The organism is Mycolicibacterium xanthum (genome assembly GCF_019710635.1).
Classification (GTDB): Bacteria; Actinomycetota; Actinomycetes; order Mycobacteriales; family Mycobacteriaceae; genus Mycobacterium; species Mycobacterium xanthum.
Map to the genome: position 1 here is coordinate 19,183 of NZ_JAIFZS010000015.1, position 14,851 is coordinate 34,033.

Below are 14,851 nucleotides of genomic sequence, written 5' to 3' on the forward strand. Positions count from 1 at the left end.
CTTCAGAAGCTGGTCAGAAAATCCATGGCATCCGCATGAGCCTCGGGCGTCGCGGTGCAGGAGATCTTGTCGGTCCCGCCCTGCTCCACGCTGAAACGGTTGATTTCATCGGAAATATGAGTGGTGGTCCGGCCGCACGGACAGGGGTTCCAGTCGATCTCCACCTTGTCCCCGGTGATGAGGCCACCCCACACGCCGTTGATCGCCAGATCGAAGAACGCCGCGCGACCGACGTGTGCGCCCTCCCGTGGCAACAGTTCGCTCGTTTCCGGATCGAGGATGAGGGGAATCAACCAGGGCGGCAGATGGCAGCGCCCATGCTCGCACCTGACGCTGACTCCGGTTTGCTCCGAGAAACCGTAGAAATATCCGAACTCACCGTCGAAGTTCAGGAACTCCTCGACAACATCCAGCCAGTTGTCCGGCATCGCAAAACCTTTGCCGCCGAGGCCGGCCGAGACGAAGGAATCCGGCGCGAAATCGCACTTCTTGCCGGCGTCCAGGCCCATCTTCGCAACGTCGTAGATGAGCTGTGCCGGGGACATCAGGAAGACCCGCTTACCACTCATCTTCGAGGCCAGGATGTCCGTCCAGGCCTCGGCCCTCGCCGGCCGTTCGGCCTCCATGGTGGCGAGTTCGTCGCGCCGGTCGAGCAGCCGCTGTGGCACGTCGACCCGGCTGTCCCCGCGTGCCTGCGCGGCGCGAAGCCGGGCGGCCAGGAACATGACGTCGGTGTCTCCCGGGGTGTCGAACATCGGATGGAAGTAATCGTCACTGCCCAGTGCGAAGTACTCATGGAAATAGTGCGGCGCCCGGAAAAAAGGAGTATGGCCGTCGGGAAAACTCGGCCAGCACACGTGAATTGGTTCGTTCAGATCGGCGTCACTGGGCGGTTCACCGAACCTCTGGAGCAGCTGGACGCGAAAACCGCCCAAGATGAAGGTGCGCCAATCGCTCTTGTCGCGAGGGGTGAAGGACATGGTGCCGGTGGTGCCCGACGACGTGATGGGATCGAGATCGGTTTCGGCGCAGAGCAGGTCGAGCCAAGAGTCGATGGAATCGCAATGAGTCGCATCCACCCCGCTGAGGTCATGCGGGGTCAACCGGTTCAGCCAGATGGTCAATTTGTCGAACTGGCCCTTTTCGAGCAGGTAGGTGGGGTAGGACTTGTAGATCGTGTGTTCGAACAGCAACGGATGAACTTCGTCGATTTCTCCGACACGCGTGATGCCTTGTCGGTCTGCCAGCTTCGACAGCGTCGGAATGCGGTCTTTCTGCTGCTCGAAGCGCATCGACAGGGCTTCGGCCTGAAGCTCCTGCAGGACATCGCGCGGTACCGATTGCATCTTTGTGAGAGACATATCGAAGAACGCCAACGGGTCCTCGATGAACGCGGTCGCCGACTCTTTTGTGGTTGCACTGCCGTCAAGAAAGTTCTCTACGGTAGCCATATCTTTCCTTCCTCCATGCGATCGGTGGCGGCGGGAATCGGCGTGACGGAAGTGGCATGAGTGTCAACCGGTCTTCCCGTGGACAGGCGGGTGGACAACAGGGCGAATTGGCATCACGGCATACGTGGAGCCGGCGGACGGCCAACTCCACGGCACAACAGGACTGAATCCCCGATTTCGATGAGTCAGAAGCAGAAGTATAGGTGCGTTGCTTTGGCCGTTGGATCGGATGCGCGGATCTTCCGGGATCGTTCCGCCAGGAGCGGCGTTCGAGGGTCGTGCATGGGCGGGGTGGGCGGACCCGGTCAACTTCGCACCAGGGTTTCTGCGCGGGGCCTTGGCGCTCACGCGATATGACGCACGATCACCCGGTGCGCCACTAGGAATTCGAGCTCCCCGCGACGGACCGTCTACACCCCACGAAACGCAGATTCTCCGCGCGTGAACCGGATCCAGGCAACGCAATAGTGAAGGTGGAGATGCCGCCGGGCGATGGCGTGAGCCCAGCCGCCGGGGCGCCAGGGGTCCGCTGAAGGCGTTGGCCTACAACCTGATTCCCAATCTGCAGGGCACCAGCGAGCTTGCCCGGGGGAAGGTCGAGAGCTTGGTGGTGGCCGGCAACGGCAACCTCGACACGTCGTCTCCGACGACGGCGGATTGACGACGCCAACGGCGAAACCCAGTTCTGCGCTCTCGCTCCGGTCGGCGAGGAACTCGAAGGACAGCGCGTCAGCTCAGCCGGACGGCCAGGGCCGACAGCGCGCGGTCCAGTTCCGCGGCGGGAACCGGGGTGTTGTGGGAGGTGGTCATCAGCACCCCGGTGATCGCCCCGGCCACCACGCGGCGCTCCAGTTCATCGGTCGGCCCGTCCGGACGTCGTGACAGTGCGTTCGCGATCAGGTCGGCCAGCGTGATGTAGGCCGAGTACAACAGCCCGCGGGTCTCCGGTGTCGCATACATCAGTTGCTCACCGGTGATCGCGTCGGCACGTTCCTCCGGCGACAGCGCGTCGTAGACGGTGGCGATGGCGTGACGGTAGGCCTCGACGTAGGGCAGTTCGGCGGGGGCCTCGACGAAAGCGTCGATGATCGGGGAGATCTTGTCCGCGGAGGCCAGCAACCCCTCCTTGACGCCGAAGTAGCGGTAGATGGTGCGCGGCGAGACCTCGGCGGCGTCCGCGATCTGTTCGACCGTCGTGTTGGCGTAGCCCTGCTCGTCGAACAGTCGGAACGCCTCGCGCCGTATCGCCATCCGGGTCAGCTTCTTCTTGCGTTCCCGCAGTCCCTGCCCGCCGTTGGCTGCTGACGGCCGGAGTTGCTCCTCCATCAGCTCGCCCCCTGGATACCAGTGTTGTTCTGCAGCGAAATCCGTCGGGCAGGTTATCGGAAATGGCGGCGATCTGCCCCGCTTTCGGCCCGTGGCGACGTGATCCGCAGCTCACGACCACCGGCCGCGGGAGCTCCCGCGAACCGGTCGGCCTTGCTGCGCGCCTTGAACACCGTGGCGACCACGTCGACAACACCCTGCTGGAGTTCGAGGCGGCGGCGGACCGCGTCGGGTCCCGCCGCGTACACCTCGAGGAGGTAGAGCCGCGAGGTCCGCGCCGTCGATCATGTACTGCTGCATGCGCTCATAGCCGGACATGAAGCAGTCCTGCTCGGAGTCGAAATGTTGATAGGTCGAAATGTTGGCAGAAGGTCGCCCGAGAGACCTCGGCGTGCTTGATCGGGTCGGCGACGGTGGTGGCGTCGTAGCCCTTGTCGGCCACCGCGGCAAGCGCCTTGGACTGGCGCTGCCTCGGTGCGCCGCGACCTGCTCGGGGGTGAGGTCATGCGGGCTGGGGGGCAGCTGCTTGGACATGCGGTGCCTTCCCCGTGTGGCTCACGGTCTCGCGGTGCGACGTAAACCGTCACAGTCCAAGCCGCCAGTGGAGTCCTGCCGGTTCTCGATCGGCCGGATGCGCCGGTCGGATGTCGTTGCCGGAACCGTCACATAGGTGAACCTATCCTTGGTGCGATGTCCGCGCCCAGGGAATCCCCCCGGGTCGTGTCCCGGTCCGGGCATCCGACGGATTACGACGTATGTCGAATTGCCGTCCATACCTGCCGCGGCAGACTGCGGAGTTCACAGCTTCTGCACCCCGGGCCGGGTATTTGCTGAAAGCCGGAGGTTTCCCCGGCGCACCCGCTGCTCGGAAGGGGAGGACCTCGGGAAACCGTCTGATTGTCCACGAACGCCGATGTTTATGTAGGATGGCCGTGGCTTCGCTCGTCGGCACCGCTGGGCCGGCACCGAGGGGTCGAGCGAAGGCAGAGGACGCGTCGGTTTCTGGCGGTGTCGGGATGGGGAGTCGGCATCGCCGGGCCGACGACGTCGCCGGGTCGCCTCGCCGGGGCCTGCGCGTCTCGGCTCTAGGCCTGTCCGCGTTCGTCGAGCACGGGGCTCAGCAGCGCCACGATCTGCTGTTGTCCGGCCGCCGCGGCGTCCAGCCGGCCGTGCATCTCGGTGAAGGAATCGTCGATGCGGGTGAAGCCGTCATCGACGTGGGCGCGGAGGTCGACGAAATCGCGACGCAACGCGTTGAAGCTCGCCGTCGCGCCCTGCCGGAAGTCACGGAGTTCACCGCGGATCTCGCCGACGTCGCGGTCTGCCGCGCCGGCGAGCACCCTCGCGGCCGCTGCGTCGTGCTGGGAGGCGCGAACCCGGCCATTCAGATCGCGTACCTGGCCTTCCAGCGCGGCGACCCGCGACTCGAGATCCCCCGATGCCATGTAACGACCCTACCGTTGCCGGCGGTGCCGCCACCGCACGATTTTGGTCCCTCACGACGAGATCGACCCGACGGCGGTGGTGACCTCCGCTCGGGCCGGAACCGCAGCCGTCCAGTCGATCTCGGCCCAAGCGAGCCAGTTGCAGCCACGCTGGGCCGTCACGCTTTTCGCAGCAGCCAGGCCGGAATCCAGTGGGTGACCAGTTCCTGCTTCGGGCCGTGGCTGACCGGGTAGCTGACCAGCCCCCACCAGTGGCCCTGCTCGCAGACGCCCCAGCGGGTCAGCTCGCCGCGCACCACCTTGTGCATCTGCAGGCCGAACGGGTGGTAGCGGCCCCGGCTGTGCGGCTCGTGGGGGAACAGCGCGACCAGATCGACCAGCACGGCCTGCGGCGGGTCGACGTCGCGGAAGACGACCGGGGTCGGCTGACCGCCGTAGCCGATGCCCTGCAGATCGCCCATCGTTCGATCATATGTTCGATAACGGCTCCGTGTACCCCAGTCGCTCCCGGATCGTTCGGTGGGCCCGCTCGATGGCGGTGTCGTCGGAGTGCAGCACCGCGATGATGTTGGTGCCGGTCAGCATCGCGCCGAGTTCGAACGCGAGTTGGTCGGGATCGGTGCCGGCGGGAAGCTCCCCCTGGCGGTGGGCTTCGTCGGCGGTTTGTCGCAGCAGGTCGCGCCATTGCTGCTGATAGTCGGCCACGCGATCGCGGACCCGGCCGTCGCGGCCGCCGAGCTCGGCCGATACCGCCACGAAGAAGCAGCCGCCGGGGAACACGCGCCGCTGCACGTACGAGAGAAAGCCCTCGCACAGCGCGTTGAGCCGGTCGCGCCCGGGCGGCAGCGTGAGGGCGGGCTGCACCACTTCGGCGATGAAGCTCGTCCGGGCCGCGTCGACGGTGGCGAGTTGCAGTTCCTCCTTGGAGCCGAACAGCACGTAGACGCTGCTCTTGGGCATGTCCGCGGCGTCGGCGAGGCGACCGATCGACAGCCCGTCGAGCCCTTCCACCGAGGCGAGTCGAGCCGCCACGTCGAGCACCTTGCGGCGTGAGCGTTCCCCCGGCGCCCGGGGGCGCCGAACTCGCTCGCTGCCGGAGGCGGGGTCGCTTGACGTCATGCATTGACATCTTACACGCACGATCGTACAGTCGACTGCATGAACGATCGTACGTATAAGAGTGGAAGTATCGCCGCGCCCGCCAGGGCGTCGGCACTCGCCGAGCGTCAGGTCGCGCTGCGGGCCCGCTACGCGGACAACCCCGCCGCGGCGACAGTCACCAAACGGGCCCGCACCGGCCCGTCCGCCGCCGACGATCCGATACACGGAACCGTCGTCCCCGAGAACGCGGTCGACCCGTCGCGCCCGTACGGCGCGGTGTGGCATTACGGGATCGACGAGGCGGTCGGCGGGCTGCACGATGCCCCCAACCCGGCGGAGATGCTGTGTGCGGCGCTTGCCGCGTGCGCGGACAGCTCCATCCGGATGGTCGCCGACCTGCTCCGGGTGCGCCTCATCGGGTTGGAGGTCGAGGTGTCGGGTCAGGTCGACGTGCGCGGCACGCTCGCCATCGATCGGTCGGTGCCGGTCGGCTTCGAGCACCTGGAGATGACGGTCCGCATCCAGGCCGCGCCGGGCACCGCGCCCGACCGTGTCGACCGTCTCACCCGAGCCGCCGAACATGCGTGCGTCGTCCTGGACACCCTGCGGCGCGGCGTGCCGGTGGACGTCACCGTCGAACACCCCTCCGCCTCCGGCGGAGCGCACGGATAGGAGGGAAAGGCAATGCCACTCATCAACGTCAAGCTGATCGCCGACGTCTTCAGTCGGCGGTAAACCGTTGACCACCGAGGACGTGAAGGCGCTCGCGGCGGGTTAGCCTCCGGCCCAACACTTCTGGCCGGTTGCGCGAGGTCGGCCCGCCCGGGTGGGCCCGGTGGGGCCGGCCGTCGCGCGACAGTGACGCCGCACACGATATTGGAATTCAACTCTCCGGTCAGGGTAGAGTTGCCCAACGTCCCGGCAATTGTGCCGATTCAGCGATCACGCAACACTTTTCGCGCACCGACGCGCGCCCGTACGCGTGTCGGACCGGAAGGAACCGGGTGGAACACCCACGCGACGAGACGACGCCACAACAGCAGCAGTCGGTGCTGGCCGCGCTGCGCTCACCGCGCCGGCTGCGCACCGAGGTGCTGGCCGGCCTGGTGGTCGCACTGGCCCTGATCCCCGAGGCGATCTCGTTCTCGGTGATCGCGGGGGTCGACCCGCGCGTCGGGCTGTTCGCCTCCTTCACCATGGCCGTCACCATCGCGGTCGTCGGCGGCCGGCCCGCGATGATCTCCGCCGCCACCGGGGCCGTTGCGCTGGTGATCGCGCCGCTGGTGGCCAGCCACGGGCTGGACTACCTGATCGCCGCGGTGATCCTGGCCGGGATCCTGCAGCTGGTGCTCGGCGCGCTCGGCGTCGCCAGGATCATGCGGTTCGTGCCGCGCAGCGTCATGGTCGGCTTCGTCAACGCGCTGGCGATCCTGATCTTCCTGTCCCAGCTGCCGCACCTGCTGGGGGTGCCGTGGCTGGTGTACCCGATGGTCGCCGCCGGCATCCTCGTCATCGTGGCGCTGCCGAAGCTGACCACCGCGATCCCGGCGCCGCTGGTGGCGATCGTGGCGCTGACCGCGCTGACCCTGACAGCGGGCTGGTCGGTGCCCGACGTCGGCGACGAGGGGCAGCTGCCGTCGAGCCTGCCGTCGCTGCTCACCCCCGAAGTGCCGTTCACCCTGGACACGCTACGCATCATCGCGCCGTTCGCGCTGGCGATGGCGCTGGTCGGGCTGCTCGAGTCGCTGATGACCGCCAAGCTCGTCGACGACATCACCGACACCCACTCGAACAAATCCCGCGAGGCCGTCGGGCAGGGCGTCGCCAACGTCGTCACCGGCTTCTTCGGCGGCATGGGTGGCTGCGCGATGATCGGCCAGACCATGATCAACGTCAAGGTCAGCGGGGCGCGCACCCGGATCTCGACCTTCCTGGCCGGGATCTTCCTGCTCGGCCTGGTGGTCGGGCTCGGCGACATCGTCGCGCGGATCCCGATGGCCGCGCTGGTCGCGGTCATGATCATGGTGTCGGTGGCCACCGTGGACTGGCACAGCATCAACCCGAAAACGTTGCGCCGCATGCCCAAGAGCGAGACCGCGGTGATGGTCGCGACCGTCGCCGTCACCGTCGCGACCCACAACCTGGCCTACGGTGTCGCCGTCGGCACGCTGGCCGCGATGGTGCTGTTCGCCCGCCGGGTCGCGCACTTCACCGATGTGGTCGCCGTCGACGACACCGATCCGGACACCCGGGTCTATGCGGTGAAGGGCGAGTTGTTCTTCGCCTCCAGCAATGACCTGGTCTACCAGTTCGACTATGTCGGCGACCCGGCCAACGTCGTCATCGACATGAGCGAGGCCCATATCTGGGACGCCTCGACCGTGGCCACCCTCGACGCGATAACCACCAGGTACGCGGCAAAAGGCAAAACCGTCACCATCATCGGGATGAACGACAGCAGTGCCGAGCGGCACGCCCGGCTGTCCGGTCAGCTCACCGGCGCGCACTAGCGGGCCGACATGCAGATCGGCGAGGTGTCCGCGCGGACCGGGCTGTCGGTCAAGACCATCCGGCACTACGACGAGGTCGGACTGGTGATCCCGTCGGCGCGCTCGGCCGGCGGCTTCCGGCTCTACACGCCCGCAGACGTCGCGCGGCTGATCGCGATCCGCCGGATGAAACCCCTCGGCTTCACCCTCGACGAGATGCGCGGCCTGCTGGCCGCGCTCGACGCACTGGAGTCCGCTTCGGCCACCGATGCCGAACGCAGCACGGCCACCGGGTTTCTGGCGTCGTGCCACCGCCGCGCCCAGCAGGCGTGCGCCACGCTGGAAACCCAGCTCGGGTATGCGCGCGAACTCACCGAGCAGCTCGCGCAGTATGAGTGCTGAACCTCGTTGGCGCTGCGCTGACGGCGCGATTTGCCCGGGATCATCCACCGTGGACGCAGTATCAACGCATAGTGGTTCACACTGAGTTCGATGACCGACATCGACTACGGGCTGTGGGCCCATGGCTACAACGGATACACCCGGCTGGCCGGGGGACCCGAACAACTCGGTGCGGTGATCGCCCCGCTGCGCGAGGCCTATCGGGCCACCGGCGAGATCCCGGAGTGGGCGGGCGTGGATCTGCTCCGCGGCTGGGCGTTCCTGCTGGTGCGGGCCCACCGGCATGGCGGCGGTTGGCGGCCGCTACCCGAGGAGTTCCCGGAGATCGTGGCGATCGCCGAGGCCGTCGACCGGCATCGCGCCGCCACGGACGACGATCGCCCGTTGAGACTGCGCTGACGGCGAAGCGCTCTCGCACATCTGCGCCGTGGACGCAGTCTCAACGGGGGTTTGCGAGCGGCACGCCCCGCGGTGCTCAACGGGCCGCCCGCCGAGATCGTCGGCGTGACATACCAGAAGAAGCCGTTCGCGATCGTCAGCTCCGCCGCTGCGCCGACCTGTTCGACCTGTCGATCATCGACGAGATCTACGCCGAGCAGCCCGAGCTGAAAGGTTAGCCGTCGTACACCTTTGCGCGGAACGCGTCGAGCAGCTCGGTTCCGTCCGGGCCCGCCCACATCACCTGTGTCAGAAGCAGATCGCTGACACCGGTGTGCGGGTCGGCACGCCACCCGGTACCCAGGCCACCGTCCCAGCCGTAGCGGCCGTCCGGCTCGATGCACTGTCCATAACCCCAACCCGCGCCGTTGAGGAACAGCGCGCCGTTGTCGCGTTGATCGGCGGTGAGGTGGTCGGTCGTCATCGCCGCGAAGGATACGGCCGACAGCAGCTTTCCGTCGCGCAGCGCATCGGTGTAGCAGATCAGGTCGTCGACGGTGGACACCAAACCCGATGACCCCATGGGGAACCGGGGTGCCCGCGCCCACATGCCGTGCACCGGGTCGAACACCCCGAATCCGTCCTCGGTGTTCATCAGCTGCGGCACGAATCGGTCCAATCGATCCGGGCTGACGTGAAACGCGGTGTCCACCATGCCGGCCGGGCCGAACACCCGCTCGTGAAGCAGCCGCCCCAGTGGGGTGCCGGAGACCCGGGTGAGCAGTACGCCGAGCAGATCGGCCGAGGTCTGGTAGAGCCAGCGCGTGCCGGGCTGGGCGCACAACGGCAGCGCGGCCAGCCGCCGCAGCCACTCCCGGGCGGCGGGCGGGTGGTAGCGACCGGGCGGACCGTCGCTGCCGAGCCGGGCGGCCGCGTAGGCCAGCTGGATCGGTGCGTCCATCGGGAACCGCGGCAGCATGCCGTCGCCGCAGCGGAAGCTCAGCACATCGGTGACGGTGACGTCCCGGCCGGCCGGCACGGTGTCGTCGACGTCGGCGTCATCGGCGCGCAGCACCCGTCGACCGGCCAGTTCGGGCAGCCAGCGGACGATCGGGTCGGACAACGCCATTTCGCCCGCGTCGACCATGGTCAGCGCCGCGGTCGCGAGGATCGGTTTGGTCATCGACGCGATTCGCATGATGGTGTCGCGGCGCAGCGGTACGCCGAATCCGTCGTCGCCGACGACCTGGACGTCGGGCTCGCGGCCCGGGGCCGTCACCGCCGCGATCGCGCCGGGAACCTGCCCGCCGTCGACCGCCGCCTGCAGAACGTCGCCGATGGTCATGCCGGTACCGACCCGCGGCGCGTCGGGAACTCATCGCCGGTGTTCCTGCCCGGCGGCTCAGAGTGATTCGCGCACCGCGTCCAGTGCCCCGGCCACGTCGTCGTCGGTGGTCGCCCACGAGCACACGAACCGCACGACCTGTTCGCCAGGATCGGGCTGGTGCACCAGGTAGCGGCCGGCGAGCCGGCGATGCGCACCGGTGTCGAGCTCGACGAACACCTCGTTGGCCTCGGTCGGGCCGGCCAGCCGCAGCCCCAGGCCGGTCAGGCCCGCGCTGAGCCGGTCCGCCATCGCGTTGGCCTGCGCGGCCGTCTGCAGCCAAAGCCCCTCGGAGAACAACGCGACGAACTGGGCGGCGATGAACCGGTGCTTGCTGGCGAGGTGGCCGATCTGCTTCTGCACGAAGTGGATTCCGTCGAAATGTTCGGGGCGGCGCACCAGAATCGCGTCGCCGAACAGCATGCCGTTCTTGGTGCCGCCGACGCTGACGATGTCGGCGTCGCCGATCGCCTCGGCGGGTGACACCCCCAGCGACACGATCGCGTTGGCGACCCGCGCGCCGTCGACGTGCACCAGAAGCCCCAGCGTGTGGGCGCGGTCGACGAACTCGGCGACCGCCGGCGCCGTCCACACCCGCCCGTTCTCGGTGGGCTGGGTCAGGCTGACGATGCGCGGCTGGGAATGATGGACCTCGGTGCGGCCCAGCACCCTGCGGGCCAGCACCTCGGGGTCGATCAGGCCGTCATCGCTGGGCAGCCGGGTCAGCTGGGCTCCGGCCAGCCGCACCGGACCGCCGGCCTCGTCGACCAGGACATGCGCGATGTCGCTGCAGAGGATCTCGTGCCACGGCCGGGCCGCCGCGGCGAGGGCGATGACGTTGGCGGCGGTGCCGGTGAAGGCGAACAGCACGTCGGCGTCGGGGGAGTCGAAGGCGCGCTTCACGGCGTCGGCGGCCGCGGCGGTGACCGGGTCGTCGCCGTAGGACGCGACCGGCCCGTCGTTGGCCCGCCGCAGCGCCTCGAGCACCTCCGGATGCGCCGGGGCGGCGTTGTCCGACGCGAACGCCGTGGAGGCAGACAGCATGGCAGCCATGATCGCACCCGGCCCGCGCCCCGAACGTGCGACGCCGGTAGCGGCGATGAGCGCTCGCGCGAAGAGCAGAGGGCGGCGATGAGCGCTCGCGCGAAGAGCAGAGGGCGGCGATGAGCGCTCGCGCGAAGAGCAGAGGGCTAGGGTAGGCAAGGGTCCCGGATCGCTACCGCAGGCACGCGTTCGCGCCGAGGCGGTCAGTCATTCCGACGACCCGCCCGAGCGCCAGGCCCGCCACCCGCGGTGTGCGGCGAACGCGCCGGCGACGGCGGTGACGCACCACACGACAACGGCCGCGACCGCCAGCGGCGCGGAGAACTCGCCGATCGCCGACCCCGCCGCGGTGTAGGCGAACGCCTTGGGTGCGGACCCGATCACCGCGCCGACGGCCATCTGCCACAACGGAACTCCGAACGCCCCGAAGGCGTACGAGGCCAGCGCGTCGTTGACGCCGGGCACGAACCGCTGCCCGACCACGGCCCACAGCCCGCCCCGGTCGATCAGCGAGTCGATGCGGTCGGCACGCTTGGGGCCCAGCAGCGCGCGGGCGCTGTCCCGGCCGGCCCGCCGGCCCGCCAGGCTGGCCACCGTCGCGGTCCCGGCGGTCGCGCCCAGTGTGACGAACGTCCCCACCAGGGGCCCGAACAGGAACCCGCTGCCGGCCGCGAGCAGCGGGCCCGGCACCAGGGCCGCCCCGAGCAGCGCCGAGATCACCACGTAGGCCAGCGGCGCCAGCGGGCCCGTCGACGCCACCAGGCCGCGCACGTACTCGACGTCGATGACGCGCCGCACCGCGACCAGGTAGAACAGCACCGCCAGCGCACCCGCGAACAGCGCCAACCGCGCGATGTGCCGCCGCCGCGACGTCTCCGGGGTGCCCCCGTCGTCATCCCTGCCGTCATCCATGCCGAACGCAATCCTGCCGTACCCCGATAGGTTGGCGTGGTGACTGTGACGCCTGCGGAGTTGACGGGAACCGGCCGGGGACCGTCCACTGAGCGGCCTGTTGGTGATGGACGAGACGCAGAACTTCGCGCCCGCAAGACGATTCACCGCCTGAAAGCGGAGCACGCTGGCGTTGTCCTCACAGGCCGCAAGTACGGCCTGGGCCTGGTGTTCGCGACCCAGCACCCGAAGGGACTGGACAACAACATCCCGGGCAACGCGGCCACAGATCGAGGCCGCCCGGGCGATGGCCGGCCAGCCCGCCGTCGGCCGAGGAGGTGCTCGCCCTGGCGGCTTCGGCGCCCGAACCGGACCGGGCCGACGGTGCGGGGACGAATGGGGCCAACTCGACAACGCCTGGTCGACGGTGCTGAACCCGTACCTGCGTCAGACGCTATCCCGCAGGTAGGGGTGCGGGCGCGGGCGGCGGTCCGGGCACCGGGGCGGCAGGGGGAGGCGGCGGCGGGATCGGCGTGGTCAGGATGCGCACGATGTCGGGCTTCATCTGCTGCAGCTGCGCTCCCCAATACCCCCAGCTGTGGGTGCCGTTGGGCGGGAAGTTGAACACCGCGTTGCGGCCACCGGCCGCGAGGTAGCGCTCGCGGAACTCCTTGTTGGTGCTCAGCGTGATGTTCTCCAGGTACTGCGCGCCGAACTGTGCCCCGGCGTCGGTTCCGGGATCCAGGTCGGAGGTCACGCCGTTGCCGCAGTAGACCCACAGTGCTGTGCGGTTGGCGACCAGCCGGTTGACGTTGACGGTCGGGTCGCTACGCAGCCAGGCCCGCGAACCGGGGCTGCCCCACATGTCGACGGCGTCGTAGCCGCCGGCGTCCTGCATGGCGATGTCGATCAGCGTCGGCCACAGACCTCGTGACGGCGCCAGGTAACCCGACAGCGACGCGGCGAAGATGTACTGGCGTGGATACCAGGCCGCCATCGTCAGAGCGGTTCCACCCGACATCGACAGCCCGACAACGGCATTGCCGAACGGGTCCTGGCCGTGGTGGGCGGCCAGGAAGGTCGGCAGCTCGCGGGTCAGGAACGTCTCCCACTTGTAGGTCAGCGTGCCGGCGCTGCCCCGGGCCGGGCGATACCAGTCGGCGTAGAAGCTGGACTGCCCGCCGACCGGCATGATCACCGAGACCCCGGACCGGTCGAACCACTCGAACGCCGCGGTGTTGATGTCCCAGCCGTTGAAGTCGTCCCGGGCGCGCAGGCCGTCGAGCAGCAGCACCGAGTGCGGACCGCCGAGCTGGAATTCGACCCGGATGGTCCGCCCCATCGACGGTGACGGCACATCGAGTTGCTCGATGGGCAGACCCTCCCGGGAGAACGCCTGCGCCGCCGGACCGGCGCCGGGCGTCAGCATCGAGACGGCGAGCGCCACGGCGACGACACCCGCGCCGAGCCGAAGGACCCGCTGCCTGAGGGAGGTCACGGCGGCGAAGCTAGCAGCGGACCCGTGCCGGTTCCGTGGGCCGCGCGGGCCGGTGACCGCCTCGTGACAGTCGCGTGTCCGGCGCGCGATTGCCCGTCGCAGCGGCCGAGACCCGGTGCCGAGATTGCACCTATGCAGGCGTCTGCTCGAACTTCCGCTGCCGGAATGCCAGTTCGGCGCTAGCGGTGGCGGGCGAGGGTGAAGCCGGTGCACGCGACGACGGCCGACGCGACCATCACGACGCCCAGCGGCACCGCGGTGTGCTCACCACCCAGGCCCACCAACGGCGAGACGAGCGCGGCCAGCAGGAACTGGGCGGCGCCGAGAACGGCCGAGGCGGTGCCCGCCGCACGCGGCACCGCGGCCAGCGCCAGCGCGGTGGTGTTGCCGTAGATCAGGCCCATGCCCGCGACCCCGGTGAACAGCGGCACCGCCAGCCAGCCCGCGCCGGCGGGCGCCGACGCGAGAGTCAGCGCCGCGACACTGGAGGCCAGGATGACCGTCAGCCCGACGCCGGCGATCGAGCGCGGTTCGAAGCGGGTGGTCAGCCGGGCGCTCAGCGCGCTCATCAGCAGCAGCCCCAGGGCATTGGTGCCGAACATCGCGCCGTACTCGGCCGAGGTCAGCCCCATCATCGTCTGGTAGACGAACGGCGAGGCCGAGATGTAGGCCATCATCATCGCGAACGAGAAGCCGAACGCGACGAGGTGCCCGACGAACTCGCGGCGGGTGAGATCCCGCAGCGGCGAACCGGCGGCGACCCGCTCGTCGCGCAGCGTCGCCCGGCGTTGCGCGGTGTGGGTCTCGCGGATCACCGCCAGCACCGCGCCGAACATCGCGACCGACAGCACCAGGATGACGGCCAGCGCGCCGCGCCAGCCCAGCGGCCCGACGATGAAGCCGCCGGCCAGCGGGGCCACGATCGGGGCGAGCCCGCCGACCAGCATCATCAGGCTGAAGGCGCGGGCCGCGGCCCGGCCGGTGGCCAGGTCGGAGATGATGGCGCGCCCGATCACCATGCCGGCGGCGCCGGTCAGCCCCTGCAGGAAGCGTGCGGCGACGAGCACCTCGACGGTCGGCGCCAGTACCGCGGCCAGGCTGGCGAGCACACAGATCGCGGACCCGGCGATCAGTGGCCTCACCCGGCCGATCCGGTCCGACAGCGGACCGAAGACCAGTTGGCCGACGGCCAGGCCGAGCAGGCACGCGGTCAGCGTCAACTGCACCGCGGTCGGTGAGGTATGCAGGTCGGTCACCATCTGCGGGAACCCCGGCAGGTACAGGTCGGTGGTGAACGGTGCGACCGCGGACAGCAGCGCCAGCGTCGCGAGCAGTCCGAGGGAGATCCGCGGCGCGGACGCGGTCCGCGGCGGGGTGTCGACGGTTGTGGTCATGGGCGCTCCGATATGAGTTATCAATACATAATTATCAGTCAATAATTA

At 69.0% G+C, this 14,851-nt stretch carries 16 protein-coding genes and 1 pseudogene; 6 read left to right on the forward strand and 11 right to left on the reverse strand.

What is annotated here, in order from left to right; all coding sequences use genetic code 11:
* Positions 1-2: 2 nt before the first annotated feature.
* A complete protein-coding gene (locus tag JDV09_RS08845; protein ID WP_221368756.1) occupies positions 3-1,451 on the reverse strand; it encodes a phenylacetate--CoA ligase family protein in 1,449 nt (482 codons plus the stop codon).
* Between the two features lie 538 nt (positions 1,452-1,989).
* Between JDV09_RS08845 and JDV09_RS26645 the strand changes: the two genes are divergently transcribed.
* Positions 1,990-2,112 carry a hypothetical protein gene (locus JDV09_RS26645; RefSeq protein WP_255605063.1) on the forward strand — a complete coding sequence of 41 codons (123 nt, stop codon included), beginning with the start codon at positions 1,990-1,992 and terminating at the stop codon, positions 2,110-2,112.
* 68 nt (positions 2,113-2,180) lie between these two features.
* Here JDV09_RS26645 and JDV09_RS08850 read toward each other — a convergent pair whose 3' ends face one another.
* From JDV09_RS08850 to JDV09_RS08870, 5 genes are all read right to left on the reverse strand, one after another.
* The gene (locus tag JDV09_RS08850; protein WP_221368757.1) at positions 2,181-2,777 is read right to left on the reverse strand and encodes a TetR/AcrR family transcriptional regulator; all 597 of its coding nucleotides are present in this window, start codon (positions 2,775-2,777) and stop codon (positions 2,181-2,183) included.
* A gap of 304 nt (positions 2,778-3,081) precedes the next feature.
* Positions 3,082-3,219: a TetR family transcriptional regulator gene (locus JDV09_RS26650; RefSeq protein WP_308124063.1), complete on the reverse strand. Its 138-nt coding sequence runs from the start codon at positions 3,217-3,219 to the stop codon at positions 3,082-3,084.
* Positions 3,220-3,862: 643 nt separating this feature from the next.
* A complete protein-coding gene (locus JDV09_RS08860; RefSeq protein ID WP_221368758.1) occupies positions 3,863-4,222 on the reverse strand; it encodes a hypothetical protein in 360 nt (119 codons plus the stop codon).
* Positions 4,223-4,380: 158 nt separating this feature from the next.
* The gene (locus JDV09_RS08865) at positions 4,381-4,683 is read right to left on the reverse strand and encodes a hypothetical protein (protein ID WP_221368759.1); all 303 of its coding nucleotides are present in this window, start codon (positions 4,681-4,683) and stop codon (positions 4,381-4,383) included.
* A 7-nt stretch (positions 4,684-4,690) separates the two neighbouring features.
* Positions 4,691-5,341, reverse strand: a complete 651-nt coding sequence (locus JDV09_RS08870; protein ID WP_221368760.1) for a TetR/AcrR family transcriptional regulator — start codon at positions 5,339-5,341, stop codon at positions 4,691-4,693.
* Between the two features lie 39 nt (positions 5,342-5,380).
* Between JDV09_RS08870 and JDV09_RS08875 the strand changes: the two genes are divergently transcribed.
* The 4 genes from JDV09_RS08875 (at position 5,381) to JDV09_RS08890 (ending at position 8,613) form a co-directional block, all read left to right on the forward strand.
* The gene (locus JDV09_RS08875; protein ID WP_221368761.1) at positions 5,381-5,995 is read left to right on the forward strand and encodes an OsmC family protein; all 615 of its coding nucleotides are present in this window, start codon (positions 5,381-5,383) and stop codon (positions 5,993-5,995) included.
* A gap of 332 nt (positions 5,996-6,327) precedes the next feature.
* The gene (locus JDV09_RS08880; protein ID WP_221368762.1) at positions 6,328-7,833 is read left to right on the forward strand and encodes a SulP family inorganic anion transporter; all 1,506 of its coding nucleotides are present in this window, start codon (positions 6,328-6,330) and stop codon (positions 7,831-7,833) included.
* A 9-nt stretch (positions 7,834-7,842) separates the two neighbouring features.
* A complete protein-coding gene (locus JDV09_RS08885; protein ID WP_221368763.1) occupies positions 7,843-8,214 on the forward strand; it encodes a MerR family transcriptional regulator in 372 nt (123 codons plus the stop codon).
* 90 nt (positions 8,215-8,304) lie between these two features.
* Positions 8,305-8,613: a hypothetical protein gene (locus tag JDV09_RS08890; protein WP_221368764.1), complete on the forward strand. Its 309-nt coding sequence runs from the start codon at positions 8,305-8,307 to the stop codon at positions 8,611-8,613.
* A gap of 214 nt (positions 8,614-8,827) precedes the next feature.
* On the opposite strand, the gene JDV09_RS08895 is transcribed toward JDV09_RS08890, so the two are convergent.
* The 3 genes from JDV09_RS08895 to JDV09_RS08905 form a co-directional block, all read right to left on the reverse strand.
* The gene (locus tag JDV09_RS08895; protein ID WP_221368765.1) at positions 8,828-9,937 is read right to left on the reverse strand and encodes a serine hydrolase domain-containing protein; all 1,110 of its coding nucleotides are present in this window, start codon (positions 9,935-9,937) and stop codon (positions 8,828-8,830) included.
* Between the two features lie 57 nt (positions 9,938-9,994).
* On the reverse strand, positions 9,995-11,020 hold the full coding sequence (locus JDV09_RS08900) for a threonine aldolase family protein (RefSeq protein ID WP_372452872.1): 1,026 nt from the start codon (positions 11,018-11,020) through the stop codon (positions 9,995-9,997).
* Between the two features lie 207 nt (positions 11,021-11,227).
* A complete protein-coding gene (locus JDV09_RS08905) occupies positions 11,228-11,932 on the reverse strand; it encodes a TVP38/TMEM64 family protein (RefSeq protein ID WP_221368767.1) in 705 nt (234 codons plus the stop codon).
* Between the two features lie 64 nt (positions 11,933-11,996).
* Between JDV09_RS08905 and JDV09_RS27430 the strand changes: the two are divergent.
* Positions 11,997-12,199 (forward strand): annotated as a pseudogene (locus tag JDV09_RS27430) (zonular occludens toxin domain-containing protein); the annotation flags it as partial.
* 166 nt (positions 12,200-12,365) lie between these two features.
* Here JDV09_RS27430 and JDV09_RS08910 read toward each other — a convergent pair.
* Together JDV09_RS08910 and JDV09_RS08915 are read right to left on the reverse strand one after the other, a co-directional pair.
* Complete coding sequence (locus JDV09_RS08910; protein ID WP_221368880.1) at positions 12,366-13,340, reverse strand: esterase family protein; 975 nt, start codon at positions 13,338-13,340, stop codon at positions 12,366-12,368.
* Positions 13,341-13,588: 248 nt separating this feature from the next.
* The gene (locus tag JDV09_RS08915; protein ID WP_221368768.1) at positions 13,589-14,803 is read right to left on the reverse strand and encodes a multidrug effflux MFS transporter; all 1,215 of its coding nucleotides are present in this window, start codon (positions 14,801-14,803) and stop codon (positions 13,589-13,591) included.
* Positions 14,804-14,851: the final 48 nt, after the last annotated feature.